The organism is Pantoea sp. EA-12 (genome assembly GCF_030053355.1).
Taxonomy (GTDB): Bacteria; Pseudomonadota; Gammaproteobacteria; order Enterobacterales; family Enterobacteriaceae; genus Pantoea; species Pantoea vagans_C.
Genome location: NZ_JASGBY010000006.1, coordinates 121503 through 135631, shown reverse-complemented (window position 1 = coordinate 135631; position 14129 = coordinate 121503). Strand labels below are relative to the sequence as shown.

Below are 14129 nucleotides of genomic sequence, written 5' to 3'. Positions count from 1 at the left end.
GCATGTGAAATGCCAGCTTGCTGGCATTTCATTTATTTAATCAGGATTCATCAGTGCTCGCAGTATTTTCTCCAGCCCCTCTTCATTCCCGGTAAAATGCGTCCGAATTTGCCCAGGTGTATATCCCGTCAGGTCACGCATGGTGCGGGTAAAAGAAGCCTGACAGTTAAAGCCATTTTCTACCGCCACTTCCAGAATGAGTTTACGGCTTCGCGTCAGAATATAGGCAGTGTTAATGATTCTGCGTACGCGAACATATTCATACACGTTTAACCCGGTGAGCTGGACAAATTTGCGCTGAAAATGCCAGATGGAGTAGCCACTTTTGGTCGAGATTCTGTTTACTGAAAGATTTTCATCCAGATGGTTATCGATCCAGTCAACCATTTGCTGAATAACCGCAACCACCGTTTTCTCTCTCTCACCAAGCATGGCAGAAGCTCCGCCAGTGTAACGAATGACCCGGCCTCCCGCTTGCACTGAGGGGACACAAACCGTCACCCGCACCGCGCTCTGGCGTACTTCAATGCTGGCTCTAATCGATGAACGACTCATTTTCTGTTGGGGATATGTTTTGTCAGCATGGAGGGCTACGGTGTGGCTACTCAACATAAAGGCTCCACTGTTCTAAACAGGTCAGATGGCTGCCGCTGCGACAGATCCTGCGGGAGAATCATCGCTGCACCGCGTTTATTTACGGTATTCATATTCCGCCTATTCCGATGTAAAGCGCACCGCAGCGATGGCTGAGCGACATAGATAAGGTTGGTGCAGGGATTATCAGTTGGACGTTGCTGAAAGGAAATTATACAAAAGGATAGTTATACTTTTGGATAATTGAATTTATCCACCGACGCATTACTCCATGTTTATAGCCGGATAAGGTTGTATGAAAGACTGAGAATGCTTTTCCAGCCTGTTGATTATTCTGTGTACTTAACAATACTTTAATACTACTCAGCTCATCGATTAATCGCTGGTTTGCTTATCAGCCGCATTTATTCACGCTCAATTGACCTAAAAGCGCCTGAAATCAGCGTTCGCCAATTCCAACGCTAACTCTTTAAAGGTATATTGCCTGTTCTGTATAAGAGAACTCGCCTGAGTTTTAATGAGTCTTTATGGATAAAACGATTTATCTTGTTGATGATGATGTTTCAGTCATCACCTCCCTGAAAAACCTTCTGAGTTCTGAGGGATATCAGGTTTTTGCTTTTACTTCTCCGGCTGAATTTTTAAACCAACCGGAATTCACCACCCCTTGTTGTCTGATTGTTGACCTGAATATGCCTGGACTCGATGGGTTCGACGTCTCGGCTCGCCTGACGGAACGGGGATACTCGATACCGACTATCTTCCTGACCGGGTTTGGCACCATCCCTATTACGGTGAAAGCGATGAAGGCGGGGGCCTTTGAGTTTTTAACCAAGCCCGTGATGCCCGATGACCTGCTGAGCGTCGTAAGCGACGCGCTCGCGTTATCCGAAAAAAGTGATGCAGTTGCCAAAGAGAAGGTCGAACTCACCGGCCGCTATCAGTCGCTCACCCCGCGTGAGAAAGAGCTGATGCAGCTGGTAATGCGTGGATTGTTGAATAAGCAAGTTGCCGCTGAAATGGGCATCAGTGAAATCACTGCGAAAGTCCATAAACGCCGGGTAATGGAGAAGATGAGGGTGCGATCGGCATCAGAGCTGGTCAGAGCCGCAGAGAAGTTGAATTTGCTCGATGATGAGTAGGCTCACCTAAGGCTCCCGCCTAATCAGGCGGGAGTTTTCTTCAATTCACAGGCTGCTGATGAATCGGCAGCGTAAACCAGAACACGCTTCCTTGCTCCTGCCGATTCCCGGCGCCAATCTCTCCGCTATGCCGCTTAATAATCTCATGGCTGATGGTTAAACCCATGCCCATGCCTTCCGCTTTGGTGGTGTAGAATGAATCGAAAATTCTTCCGATCACTTCTTCAGAGAGTCCCGTGCCGTTATCAGCCACCTCGAAGCGAATAACATCTGGCCGCGGATGAGACGATGACAATCGCAGCGTGCAAAGACCGCTGTTGTCCGTCATGGCCTCAATAGCATTGATCACCAGATTGAGCAGCACCTGTTGAATCTGAACTCGCTCACAGTAAACCTCATCATTCTGAGCTTTGAAGTCCAGCTCCAGTGAGATATAGCGTCTTTCCAGTTCCATTCTGGAGAGGTTCAGGATGTCGCGCGCCAGCTGATGCAGTCTGGCCGGTGCAAATTCAGAAACCTGATTACGCGTCAGCGCCTGCAATCCGCGAATAATATCACCTGCGCGACGCCCTTCACGGATGATCTCTTCCAGGCTGTGGCTGGCATTCTCAAGATTGGCGGGGTCGCGTTTCAGCCATCGCAGGCTGGCACCCGCATTGGCCACTATCGACATCAGCGGCTGATTAATCTCATGCGCGATGGATGAGGTGAGCTGGCCGACCGTGGTGGCGCGTGCTACGCGAGCCAGTTCGGCCTGCGCGATACGCGTGGCATCTTCAGAGAGTCGCTGGCTGGTGATGTCCGTCAGCGTGCCGAAGTATTCCCGTACTTCGGGCCAGGTATCGACTGGCTCACCAATGCCTTTGATGTAGCGGCATTCACCATCATCGCGGATGATTCGGAACTCCGCCTGCATGATGAGTCCCTGACGGGAGTGCGAATCAATCAATTCCCTAAGGCAGGGAATATCATCCGGGTGCACCCGGCTTTGAAACTCCGCCATGGAGGTGGTCTTCTGTCCGTCAGGCAGGCCCATGATGCGTTTGTACTCGTCCGAGATGAACTGGATATCCGGTTCCATCAGCCAGTGCCAGGTGCCGGTATGGCTGATTTTCTCACCCAGCATTAATGACGTCTGACTGGCGCGCAGCTGCTTCTCAATTTTGCCACGCTGGATGTTTTCGTCCATCAGCTCGGCGTAGAGCCGGGCCGTTTCCAGCGACACTGCCGCCTGCGAGCCCAGCATCGAGACAATGCGCGAATGTTCGGCGGTAAACACATCCGGCATCAGTCGGTTTTCCAGATACAACACACCCACCATCTGCGCCTGCTTGAACATCGGCACACACATCACGGCCGCCCCGGAGGCCACCAGATAGTTGTCCTGGCTAAAGGGGCTGAACACTTCCGGCTTACCGGTGCGGATCTCCTTACCGGTGCGTATGACAGCGGACAAGATGGACAGCGGCAGATCCGTGGCAACCGGCACCTCTTTAACAATTTTGACCCGAATCCCCTGCGCGGTGGTGGTCGCTCTCGCCTGTATCTCCGGCACATTGCCATCGACCAGCCGAATCAGCATACAGTCCTGCGCCCCGGCTCGCTCCACCAGCATCACCATCAGGGTATGGATCAGACGGTCCAGATTGATCTCTTCGGTTAGCGCACGCATCGCCGTGACCATACTTTGCAGATCGCTGATGGCGGCGCTCTGCTCAAACGCCACGGTATCCAGCGCCGTATGCGGCGAGGGGTGCGCTAATCCGGGGTAAAGCGATTCAAGTTGGTGCACTTTGGCGCCAGCGCCCCACCGCCCCCAGGCCGCGATGGCGCCTTTGATATAAGCTTCTGCCGCAAAGCGCATACCACGGGCCTCGGCCGTTCGAGCCGCCAGTTCGCATGTCAGTCCGTTGATATGATGGAACTCACCCTGACGGGATAAATCGATGGCTTTTTCGTATTGCTCAGTAGCCTTAGCGGTTTCGCCTTCCAGCCTGTCCAGTTCAGCCCGTAGCAGCGCCTCTTTGTCCGCAAAGGTCTTCTCATTCTCATTCGACCAGGTCACCAGCCTCTCAAGATGGCGCAGCAGTACCTGCCGATGTTCTGCCGTATATTCCTCTGCCTTGAGTGGGATGGAGAGTGACAGCGCGCTATAGAGATGAAGATCCAGCAGATGCACATGACCCGGAATGAAGTCGGTAAAAGGGGCGGCATCAGCAAAATACCTTCCCGCCTCATCATATTCACCGGCAAAAAAGTGTGCCATGCCCTTGTAGAGGCGGCACCAGAACTGCATCAGCAGCACCGGCTCGATGGCAAACTCGTGCAGCTTTTTGTCTAAATCAGGCGGTATGAAGTGATTCCCAGAGAAAATCTCCCCGCGCGGCTTACGCAAAAACATCACGTAATCCAGCTGCATGCCCAGCACGATTTCAACGTCGCGGAACTGTGCCTTGCGCACGTAGCTCATGCCACGCGTGATCGAAGTACAAACGCCGTCAAGGTGATCGCCACGCGTGAGGTAATTCATCACCAGATGACGCAGCGCCAGACATGCCGATGTCCGATCGCCAATTTCGACCCCGACATCAAACGCAGCTTTTGCGCGTTCGATGGCATAGGTGAGCGGCATCGTCCAGATACTGACCTGATCGAGTGGCAGCAGCGTGCGCGCCTTGTAACTCACGAAGTCGTGCTTGTACACCAGCTCACGTGCCAGTAACGCGCTGGCAAATCCACGGCTGTACTCATCATACTGATCGCCACACACCACGCCGTACCATGACAGCGCGAGCGTCGAGGCACCGCTGAGGCCGCGTGCCATGGTCAGATGCAGCAGTTTGCACAGGATCAGGAATTGCAAACGCGGGCAGATAAACGCCGCGAAGGTACTGGCACTCGCCATCAAATTCATGATCGCTTCGGTTTTTTTACAACTCACCCGCGGCAGAGATCGAAAGCGCGTGTAAGGATTTTTACCCACGTCATCTTTGAGCAGTATTCTTGCCGCATCACACTCGTCCTGATCGGGGTAGCGATTCAGCTGGATGCCAAACACCGCCAACCAGGCAAGTGCCGTTTCCAGCGCCAGTTGGCTGTCTGACCTGCGCATGTGAATTTCAGCGATCAGGCTGGCCGCCTCCGCTTTATCCGTTACCTCACCGGGCGAGACCAAAATCTGCGAGCTAAGCGTCATGGCACTCAGCAAATTACCGTTAAGGAATTCGCATTCAGCCTCCTCCAGCAGAAATTCATTACTGCACTCACTGCCGGAACGAAGCGTTATCTGACGGGCAAACTGGAGATAGCGAAGCGCAGAGACATAGTCACCGGTGATTTTTGCCCGTCGTGTTGCCTGCAAGAGCAGCGGGCAGAATCGCGCCGTTTCATCGGCAATCACTGCGATATTCTGGACCGACACCAGGTGATGTGCAGCGCTGAACAGCGGGGCATTGGCGAGGTCGAGGCTGGACTCCTGCAGGTAATAACGCGCCGCAGCAAAATGAAAATCATCCTTCTCCTCAGGGCTCAGCAACCCCATTGCCGCTTCATGCACGCTGTCATGCATAAATGACCACGTGGTGTCGCTTAATGCGATTAAACGTTTCTCCGCGGCGGGTTTGAGTCTCTCACCGACCCTTTGCGGTGAAAGCGCCAGGATCGTGCTGATGTCGCGAAGTGTGCCAGTGGCGCCAATCAGTGCCAGTTCACCCAACAGCGTGTGAGCGGCATGAGGCAGCGTTTTAAGATCTTCCAGCACGCAGGCTGCGACATTTGCCGCGTAATGGCTGTTTTTCAGTGCCTGCGCATCATAGGTCCATTTAAAGACGGCGTGATGGGTGATGTGGTGATCGCGCACCGCCTGACGGAAAAATTCATGGGTCGCGAGGGGATTGCCCGCGGTTTTTTCAAAAACGATCTGTGCCAGCTCGGCCGTGGCGGCACTGCGGCTGTGAAACATGCCCGCCAGCCAGCGCGCAATATTTTTGGTCGATAGCGGCTCTGGGGTCAGATCGATAATGCGTGAGGCGCAGGCGCGAATGCGGCTGAGATTGCTGGCAACGGTGGGACAGGGCATTGAAACGCTATCGCGATGGCTGATCACCAGTAATAGCGGGAGATCCTCGCTCAGGCTCAGCAGATTTTGCAGCAGCTGAAGGGTCGCCTGATCGGCCCAGTGCACATCATCGATTAGCATCACCAGCGGCCGTCCTGGTGCGGTAAAGGCTCTGACCAGACTGCAGGCGACCAGGTTTAAGCGATCGCGCGCGTCGGGTAAATTCGTATCACGCTGCGCCACCGCTCTCTTGTCGAGCACCACGCCCAGTTCCGGCACCAGATTGACAGCCAACCCGGCAAACTCGCCAAGATTGCGTGAAATATGCGCTTTCCAGCGCGCCATCTCCTCGCCCGGTAGCCCCAGAAGATGCAACGTCAGCATGCGGAAAGCGGTGGTAAACACCGAGAACGGCAGCACAGGTGAGTTTTTATCGGCTTTCACTACCGTCAGCATGGCGTTTTTACTGCGTAAAACCTTCAGTGCCGAGACGATTAATGATGACTTCCCCGAGCCTGGCGCGCCGTTGATCACCACCAGCGTGTGCTTCCCGCTGCGGCTGACATCATCAAATGCCGCCAGCACATCCGCGGCCTGTGCGTGGTCGGCATACAGCGTCTCGGAGGAGAGCGTCAGCGGCTGTGTGTCTTGTTGTCCCAGTGCGAATGACTCAACGGCGCCATCCGGCATCAGGTTGGATTCACAGCGTTTTAAATCCGCCATCACCCCTTCTACCGTCTGGTAACGATACTCAGGAGACTTCGCCAGCAGGCGTAAAATAATCGATGACAACACCACCGGCACATCACGGCGCAGCATGTGCGGCGGGATCGCTTCTGATGCGATGTGATGATGTACCCACTCAGACATGCCTCCGTTCACGCTACCGTAGGGCAATTTGCCCGTCAGCAACTCATAAAGCACGATGCCCAGACTGTACAAATCGCTGATGCGGCTGACGCGATGTACCGTGCGCGAGGTATGTTCAGGCGACATATAGGCCAGCGTGCCGCCGATGACCGGCGTGCGGGCGGGTTGCATCAAATCGGATTCCAGCGAGGAGAGCCCGAAGCCACCCAGTTGCACCACATTCTCTTCAGTGAAGAAAAAGTGAGAAGGTTTGATGTCGCCGTGCACCAGGCCTTGCAAATGCATCTTGCCGAGCGCCTCACATAATAGTGTGGCTTTGTGGAAGAATCTCTTCAGGTTGCCGGGGGGCATGCACAACTGGTCAGCCAATGTGCGGTAGTTAAACGGGGTATAAAGCAGCGCATAACGCCCCTGATAGGAGGTATATCGAATGGGTTTGATCGACCCGCTTTCGGAGAGCATCGTTCGCAGGGCAAACTCATTTTTCAGCAGTTGGGTGACCTGAAAAACCGCCTCTTCACTGGCGGCGGTCGCCAACATAACGCTTTCACCGGACACCGCATGCCTGCCGAGCAGCCACTCGATGTTGCCTTCCTGTGCCAGCGGGCTGAACACGATGTCATCATTCAGCACATAAGCGGTTTCATCAGACAGATTCAAAGCCAGAAAAAGTGAACTCATGGTCGCAACGTCCGGGCTGATAACTCAGCCCGAATATGTTCGAACAGCGCGTCAATATCAATAGGCTTGCGCATGAAGGTGATGGCGCCCAGGTTGATGGCGTACCACAGTAAATTGTCATCGCCATTGCCCGAAATGATGATGCCTGGCGGGTTGTTCAGCTGTGTTATCAGTTCTTTAAACAGGTCAAAACCAGACATGCCTTTGAGTTCGACGTCAATGATAAACAGCGCCGCATCTCTGAGCGCTGCTTCATCACTTAACAATGCTTCCGCTGATTCGAATGCCTGCGTCTCATAGCCTTCAGACTGCAGCAGGTTGGTCAGGGCACTGCGAACGGAACGGTCATCATCCACAATGATGATGCGCTGCGACAGCTGCATGCTGTATTCCTTAATAAAATTTACCACTCCCTGACGCGCATCATTAGGCGTTTTTATCACCCGAGGCCGGTGGAGTATCAATGGCTCTCGGTGGATATTCGTGGCGGAACCAGGAGAGAGCGATCCGTTCACGCTTTATCAGTCGTTGGCAAACCGGAATAATATGTTCACCGATTTGCATCCCCAACAGGCCCAACAGCGCGATGACAGGTGGAGCCGGGGAACTGACATCCATGACGGCATAAAGTAAGCCGATGAGTATGCCTACCACGAGCGATAAAACATAGGATTTCAGCATGATTATCCCACCTGTCCTGAGGTCAAGAGCGAGGCGTGAGGACGAGCGTCCGCTGCCACGGGGAGCGTGACACCCGCCGGCGTAAACGCAGCCGCATCCTGATGCAGCAGCTTACCGCCCAGCGCACTGCCAATCACCATGCCCAGCAGGCCAATCAGTGCCACGGCTGGCGGGGCCGGAGAGCGAACCTTGAGCAGTGCATAAATAAGACCGGCTAACGCGCCAGCCCCCAGAGAAATCAGCAAAGGACTCATGGGTCCTCCTTTTTAAAAGGGGGCCAGCGCACAGGTCTGGCCCTTAACACATTAGCGAACCGGGGCAGGAACCGGCGCCAGGGTACGGTGCTCACTCTTCTGACGAGAAGGCGCTTTATGAACCATGGTGTAGGCGTAATCCACGCCGATACCGTAGGCACCGGAGTGCTCTTTGGCGATATCCATCACCGCGGTGTAGGTGTCTTTGTGCGCCCAGTCACGTTGCCACTCCAGCATCACCTGCTGCCAGGTCACCGGGATCACGCCAGCCTGAATCATGCGCTGCATCGCATAGTCGTGAGCCTCTTTGGTGGTGCCGCCTGATGCATCCGCCACCATGTAGATTTCGTAGTCGCCTTCCAGCATCGCGCACAGTGCAAAGGTGTTGTTGCACACTTCCGTCCACAGGCCCGATACCACCACCTTTTTCTTACCATTGGCTTTCAGCGCATCACGCACTTTCTGGTCATCCCAGGAGTTCATTGAGGTACGCTCAAGAATGTCCTGACCCGGGAACACATCCAGCAGCTCCGGGAACGTGTTGCCTGAGAAGCTCTCCGTCTCAACGGTGGTCAGCACGGTAGGAATGTTGAAGACTTTGGCCGCTTTCGCTAATGCGACAACGTTGTTTTTCAGCACCTGACGGTCAATCGACTGCACGCCAAACGCCATCTGTGGCTGCTGGTCGATAAAGATGATCTGGCAATTCTGCGGCGTCAGTACTTCAAGTTTGCTAGTGGTCATGGTTTTGCCCATTGAGGTTAGTGTGGCGAAGTTTCGCGAAATTGAACGGTGTCAAAAGAACAGTCATGCCGGGGATACCGCGTTTACGGCAGCTCAGACTCACTGTCTCAGCGCAGTGTAGGGAGCCTTTTTTTTCCACACTATTATCTCTAGGTATAACTATACGAAGGTATACCTATCCCTTTGTATAACTAGACGCTCTCCTGGCCACCTGAACATAATTCCGCCTATTACTTCTCTTGCGCATGTGCAGGACCACTCTCTTCAGGAGGTTTTATGGTGACTTTAGGTAAGGCGGACGTCATTCTCACCAATGGCCGTTTTCACACCGTTGATCGCGGCAATCCGGTTGCCGATGCGGTGGCGATTCGCGATGGTAAATTTCTGGAAGTCGGCACCCTTGCCGAAGTGATGCAGCATCACTGCGAAGGCACTAAAGTCATCGACCTGAAGGGCCACACCGCCGTGCCGGGTCTGAATGACTCGCACCTGCACCTGATTCGTGGCGGCCTCAACTACAACCTCGAATTGCGCTGGGAAGGCGTGCCCTCGGTATTTGACGCGCTGCGCATGCTGAAAGAACAGGCGCTGCGTACGCCAAATCCGCAGTGGGTACGCGTGGTGGGCGGCTGGACGGAGTTCCAGTTTGCTGAACGCCGCATGCCAACACTGGATGAGATCAACGAAGCGGCACCGGACACGCCGGTGTTTGTGCTGCACCTCTACGATCGCGCCCTGCTCAACCGCGCTGCGCTGAAAGTGGTGGGTTACACCAAAGACACCCCCAACCCGCCAGGTGGCGAAATCCAGCGTGACAGTAATGGCAACCCAACCGGCATGCTGATTGCTCGCCCGAACGCCATGATCCTTTATGCCACCCTGGCCAAGGGTCCTAAATTACCGCTGGAACAGCAGGTCAACTCGACCCGTCAGTTTATGCGCGAACTGAACCGCCTAGGCCTGACCAGCGCCATTGATGCAGGCGGTGGTTTCCAGAACTACCCGGAAGATTACGAAGTCATCGCTGAACTGCATGAGAAGAAGCAGATGACGATTCGTATCGCCTATAACCTGTTTACCCAGCGCCCCGGGCACGAACTGGAAGATTTTGAGAAATGGACCGACATGCTGACGCCGGGTCAGGGCAGTGACTATTTCCGTCACAACGGTGCCGGTGAAATGCTGGTGTTCTCCGCCGCTGACTTCGAGGATTTCCTTGAGCCGCGTCCGGATCTGGCGCCGGGGATGGAAGATGAACTGGAGCGCGTGGTACGCCATCTGGTTGAACATCGCTGGCCGTTCCGTCTGCACGCCACCTACGACGAATCCATTAGCCGCATGCTTGATGTGTTTGAAAAAGTGAACCGCGATATTCCATTCAATGGTTTGCACTGGTTCTTCGACCATGCCGAAACCGTGACGCAACGGAACATCGACCGTATTAAAGAGCTGGGCGGCGGCATCGCGGTTCAGCACCGCATGGCTTTCCAGGGCGAATACTTTGCCGAACGCTACGGCATTGAAGCCACACGCCATACTCCGCCGGTGGCGCGTATGCTGGAAACCGGCGTGCCGGTCGGTTTGGGTACGGATGCCACCCGCGTCGCCAGCTATAACCCGTGGACCGCACTATACTGGCTGGTCTCCGGTCGCACCGTCGGCGGCATGCAGATGTATGACGCCAACGCCCGCCTCGACCGTGAAACCGCGCTGATGCTGTGGACGCAGGGCAGCGCCTGGTTCTCCAGCGAGCAGGGGAAAAAAGGTCAGATCAAAGCTGGCCAGCTGGCGGACATGGTGGTGCTGAGCAAGGACTACTTCAGCGTGCCGGAAGAGGAGATCAAAGGGATCGAGTCAGTTCTGACCCTGGTCGACGGCAATATCGTTTATGCTGCCGGTTCGTTCGGTTCAGAAGCCCCGCCGTCTATTCCGGTGCTGCCAGAGTGGTCCCCGGTGGTGAAGGTGCCGGGTCACTACCGCAGCGCGCCGCCAACGGCACAGACGCGCGTCGGCATGCAGCCGATGCCGCACCAGTGCAGCGGGCCATGTGGCGTACACAGCCATTCACACGATATCGCGCGCGTTGCCAACCTGCCGGTGTCGGAAGAGAACGCCTTCTGGGGCGCGCTCGGCTGCAGCTGCTTCGCGTTCTGATCACCATGACGAGTCTCTTCTCTCAGCCGCCCCGCGTGAATGCGGGGCTGTTCTTCCTGCGCCTGACCGGCTGCCTGCTGTTACTGCATGTGCACGGGCTGCCTAAGGTGTTTCATTTCAGCGAAGAACTGACACGTATCGAGGATCCTTTTGGCCTCGGTCCTTATATGAGCTTAATCCCGGCCATCTTTGCCGAGGTGATCTGCCCCATCTTCATCCTGCTGGGCATCTTCACTCGCCTGGCCTGCCTGCCAATTATCGGCGTGCTGCTGGTGGCGATGGTGTTTGTGCACCCCGGCTGGAGCATTGCTGAAGGTCAGTTTGGCTGGCTGCTGCTGATTATCTTCACCACCCTGGCCATTACCGGACCAGGCACGTGGCGTATCGCGACCACGAAACAGCAGGGAATCCGACATGGCGCAGGTTAATGATATCAATGACGTTCCTCAGGAAGAGGACGCCACCGCCACGCCAGCCACAGTGACCTCAACCAGCGCATCACCCTGGCAACCACTGCGTCAGCCGATTTTTCGCATGCTGTGGATTGCCACCGTGGTCTCCAACATCGGCTCATGGATGAACGATGTCGGGGTTAACTGGACCATGCTGACGCTCAGCGCCGACCCGCTGAATGTCGCGTTGGTCCAGGCGGCCAGCAGTCTGCCGATGTTCCTGTTTGCACTGCCGTCAGGCGTGCTGGCGGATATTATCGACCGTCGTAAGTATCTGCTGTTCTCCCAGCTGTGGGTGTTTATCGCGGCAGCCAGTCTGACCGTGCTCTCCTTCACCGGGCACGTCACGCCGCTGGTGCTGCTGATGGCGGCGTTTCTGATGAGCGCGGGCGCGGCGATGAGTTCACCGCCTTTTCAGGCCATCGTGCCGGATCTGGTGGAGAAACATGAGCTGAGTCCGGCGATTGCGCTGAACTCGCTGGGCATCAATATCAGCCGTGCCATTGGCCCGGCGCTCGGAGGTTTAATCCTCTCCTTCGCCGGTCCGTGGATGGTGTTCATGCTCAACGCTCTGTCGGTGCTGGGCGTGGCATGGGTGCTTTATCGCTGGAAGGAGGCCCCCAGCGTGCAGCGCCTGCCGCCTGAGCACTTCTTCTCAGCGGTGCGCGCGGGTATTCGCTACGTCCACGCCGCACCGGTGCTGCGCAATGTGCTGGTGCGCACCGTGGCGTTCTTCGTGTTCGGCAGCGCGGGCTGGGCATTGCTGCCGCTGGTGGCGCGCCGTGAGCTGGGATTAGGGCCTGGCGGCTACGGCATTATGCTGGCGTTTATCGGTGTTGGCGCTATTTGCGGTGCGGTGCTGCTGCCGCGTTTGCGTCAACGCTTCAACCCGGACCGACTGATGGTGTTGGCCAGCCTGATGTTTGCCGCCACGATGCTGGCGCTGGCATTCGTCCGTCATTTCTGGCTGCTGAATGTGTGTGAGTTCTTCACCGGCTTCGCCTGGATTGCCGTGCTCTCCACGCTCAACGTGGGTGCGCAGCGCAGTGCCGCCAAGTGGGTGAAAGCGCGCGCGCTGGCGGTGTATCTGACGGTGTTTTTTGGCTCGATGACCGTCGGCAGCGCCATCTGGGGCCAGCTGGCCTCGCACTTCAGCATTCCGGTGTCGCTGTGTGTAGCGACAGTCGGCATGGCACTCGCCAGCCTGACGGTGCTGCGCTGGCGATTGGATCAGGACCCGGATCTCAATCTGGACGTCAGTGACGTCAGCGAGAGCATCCCCGCACTGGATATTCATCACGATCGCGGGCCGGTCCGTGTTAGTTACGAGTATCTGATCCGGCTGGAAGATGCGCATGCTTTCACGCTTTGCATGCAGGATATGCGCCGCGTTCGACGTCGTGGCGGCGCGGATAACTGGGCAGTGTATGAAGACATTCTGCAACCGGGCATCTTTGTTGAAACCTTTGTGGTGGGATCCTGGATGGAACACCTGCGCCAACTGGAGCGCTACACCATGAACGATCAGAAGATCCAGACCCGCGTCTATCAATTCCATCAGGGTGAAAACATGCCACAGGCGCGCTATCTGGTTGCGCCGGTATAAGCATCAACCTCAACTATTGTTGTTCAATTTAACGCAAGGAAAATCACGATGAGCACGATCAAAACAGCTGATGGCACTAACCTGTATTATAAAGACTGGGGTAAAGGAAAGCCGGTACTGTTTAGTCACGGCTGGCCACTGGATGGAGATATGTGGGACAACCAGTTGAACCTGCTGGCCGAAAATGGCTATCGCGTGATCGCTTTTGACCGCCGTGGGTTCGGCCGTTCAGACCAGCCGTGGACGGGTTACGATTACAACACTTTTGCTTCCGACATTAACGACCTAATCACCTGCCTCGACCTGCAGGATGTGACGCTGGTCGGCTTCTCGATGGGTGGCGGTGATGTCACGCGTTATATCAATAACTACGGTACGGGGCGCGTGGACGGCCTGGTGCTGCTGGGTGCAGTGACGCCGATCTTCGGTAAGGCGGAAGACTATCCAGCAGGTGTTGACCTGTCGGTATTCGAAGGGATCCGTCAGGGGCTGCGTAAAGATCGCGCGCAGTTTATCAGTGATTTCGCCGCGCCGTTCTACGGCACCAATGCAGGCCAGACTGTGTCTGAGGGTGTATTGACGCAAACGCTGAACATCGCGCTGCTGGCGTCGTTGAAAGGCACGCTCGATTGTGTCACCGCGTTCTCCGAAACCGACTTCCGTCCGGATATGGCCAAAATCGATGTGCCGACGCTGGTGATCCACGGCAGCAATGACCAGGTGGTGCCGTTTGAGACCACGGGCAAACTGGCCGCAGAGATGATTCAGGGGGCCAAACTGAAGGTGTATGACAACGCGCCGCACGGCTTTGCCGTCACCCACGGTGATGAGCTGAACGCTGATCTGCTGTCATTCCTGAAGACACTGTCATTGCATAAAGCGTAGAACGATCAG

At 55.6% G+C, this 14129-nt stretch carries 11 protein-coding genes; 5 read left to right on the top strand and 6 right to left on the bottom strand.

Annotated elements, in window-relative coordinates; genetic code table 11:
* Positions 1–36 precede the first annotated feature (36 nt).
* Positions 37–612 (bottom strand): helix-turn-helix domain-containing protein, encoded by a 576-nt coding sequence (locus QMZ30_RS11225; RefSeq protein ID WP_283227425.1) that lies wholly within the window; start codon positions 610–612, stop codon positions 37–39.
* A gap of 509 nt (positions 613–1121) precedes the next feature.
* On the opposite strand from QMZ30_RS11225, the gene QMZ30_RS11220 reads away from it, so the two are divergent.
* Entirely contained in the window at positions 1122–1736 is a 615-nt protein-coding gene (locus QMZ30_RS11220) for a response regulator transcription factor (RefSeq protein ID WP_283227424.1), read from the top strand.
* A gap of 40 nt (positions 1737–1776) precedes the next feature.
* On the opposite strand, the gene QMZ30_RS11215 is transcribed toward QMZ30_RS11220, so the two are convergent.
* The 5 genes from QMZ30_RS11215 to QMZ30_RS11195 are packed head-to-tail and all read right to left on the bottom strand — an operon-like array spanning position 1777 to position 9023.
* Positions 1777–7344 (bottom strand): AAA family ATPase, encoded by a 5568-nt coding sequence (locus QMZ30_RS11215; RefSeq protein ID WP_283227423.1) that lies wholly within the window; start codon positions 7342–7344, stop codon positions 1777–1779.
* Entirely contained in the window at positions 7341–7727 is a 387-nt protein-coding gene (locus tag QMZ30_RS11210) for a response regulator transcription factor (protein WP_200575581.1), read from the bottom strand. Before QMZ30_RS11210 ends, QMZ30_RS11215 begins: the two co-directional genes overlap by 4 nt.
* A 43-nt stretch (positions 7728–7770) precedes the next feature.
* Complete coding sequence (locus tag QMZ30_RS11205; RefSeq protein WP_200575584.1) at positions 7771–8025, bottom strand: DUF1427 family protein; 255 nt, start codon at positions 8023–8025, stop codon at positions 7771–7773.
* A 2-nt stretch (positions 8026–8027) separates the two neighbouring features.
* Positions 8028–8279: a DUF1427 family protein gene (locus QMZ30_RS11200; protein ID WP_283227422.1), complete on the bottom strand. Its 252-nt coding sequence runs from the start codon at positions 8277–8279 to the stop codon at positions 8028–8030.
* Between the two features lie 51 nt (positions 8280–8330).
* Positions 8331–9023 carry a hydrolase gene (locus QMZ30_RS11195; RefSeq protein WP_200575588.1) on the bottom strand — a complete coding sequence of 231 codons (693 nt, stop codon included), beginning with the start codon at positions 9021–9023 and terminating at the stop codon, positions 8331–8333.
* A gap of 276 nt (positions 9024–9299) precedes the next feature.
* Here QMZ30_RS11195 and QMZ30_RS11190 point away from each other — a divergent pair, with 276 nt between their 5' ends.
* From QMZ30_RS11190 to QMZ30_RS11175, 4 genes are read left to right on the top strand one after another with little or no spacing between them, the layout of a single operon-like run.
* Positions 9300–11177: an amidohydrolase gene (locus QMZ30_RS11190; protein ID WP_283227421.1), complete on the top strand. Its 1878-nt coding sequence runs from the start codon at positions 9300–9302 to the stop codon at positions 11175–11177.
* 5 nt (positions 11178–11182) lie between these two features.
* Entirely contained in the window at positions 11183–11605 is a 423-nt protein-coding gene (locus tag QMZ30_RS11185) for a DoxX family protein (RefSeq protein ID WP_283227420.1), read from the top strand.
* Complete coding sequence (locus tag QMZ30_RS11180; protein WP_283227419.1) at positions 11592–13235, top strand: MFS transporter; 1644 nt, start codon at positions 11592–11594, stop codon at positions 13233–13235. Before QMZ30_RS11185 ends, QMZ30_RS11180 begins: the two co-directional genes overlap by 14 nt.
* 48 nt (positions 13236–13283) lie before the next feature.
* Complete coding sequence (locus QMZ30_RS11175; protein ID WP_283227418.1) at positions 13284–14120, top strand: alpha/beta fold hydrolase; 837 nt, start codon at positions 13284–13286, stop codon at positions 14118–14120.
* The last annotated feature ends 9 nt before the right edge of the window (positions 14121–14129 follow it).

What these genes read in the sequence shown, in the direction of transcription:
- QMZ30_RS11225 (WP_283227425.1), bottom strand. Translation starts at nt 612, where the DNA reads ATGTTGAGTAGCCACACCGTAGCCCTCCATGCTGACAAAACATATCCC.
- QMZ30_RS11220 (WP_283227424.1), top strand. Translation starts at nt 1,122, where the DNA reads ATGGATAAAACGATTTATCTTGTTGATGATGATGTTTCAGTCATCACC.
- QMZ30_RS11215 (WP_283227423.1), bottom strand. Translation starts at nt 7,344, where the DNA reads ATGAGTTCACTTTTTCTGGCTTTGAATCTGTCTGATGAAACCGCTTAT.
- QMZ30_RS11210 (WP_200575581.1), bottom strand. Translation starts at nt 7,727, where the DNA reads ATGCAGCTGTCGCAGCGCATCATCATTGTGGATGATGACCGTTCCGTT.
- QMZ30_RS11205 (WP_200575584.1), bottom strand. Translation starts at nt 8,025, where the DNA reads ATGCTGAAATCCTATGTTTTATCGCTCGTGGTAGGCATACTCATCGGC.
- QMZ30_RS11200 (WP_283227422.1), bottom strand. Translation starts at nt 8,279, where the DNA reads ATGAGTCCTTTGCTGATTTCTCTGGGGGCTGGCGCGTTAGCCGGTCTT.
- QMZ30_RS11195 (WP_200575588.1), bottom strand. Translation starts at nt 9,023, where the DNA reads ATGACCACTAGCAAACTTGAAGTACTGACGCCGCAGAATTGCCAGATC.
- QMZ30_RS11190 (WP_283227421.1), top strand. Translation starts at nt 9,300, where the DNA reads ATGGTGACTTTAGGTAAGGCGGACGTCATTCTCACCAATGGCCGTTTT.
- QMZ30_RS11185 (WP_283227420.1), top strand. Translation starts at nt 11,183, where the DNA reads ATGACGAGTCTCTTCTCTCAGCCGCCCCGCGTGAATGCGGGGCTGTTC.
- QMZ30_RS11180 (WP_283227419.1), top strand. Translation starts at nt 11,592, where the DNA reads ATGGCGCAGGTTAATGATATCAATGACGTTCCTCAGGAAGAGGACGCC.
- QMZ30_RS11175 (WP_283227418.1), top strand. Translation starts at nt 13,284, where the DNA reads ATGAGCACGATCAAAACAGCTGATGGCACTAACCTGTATTATAAAGAC.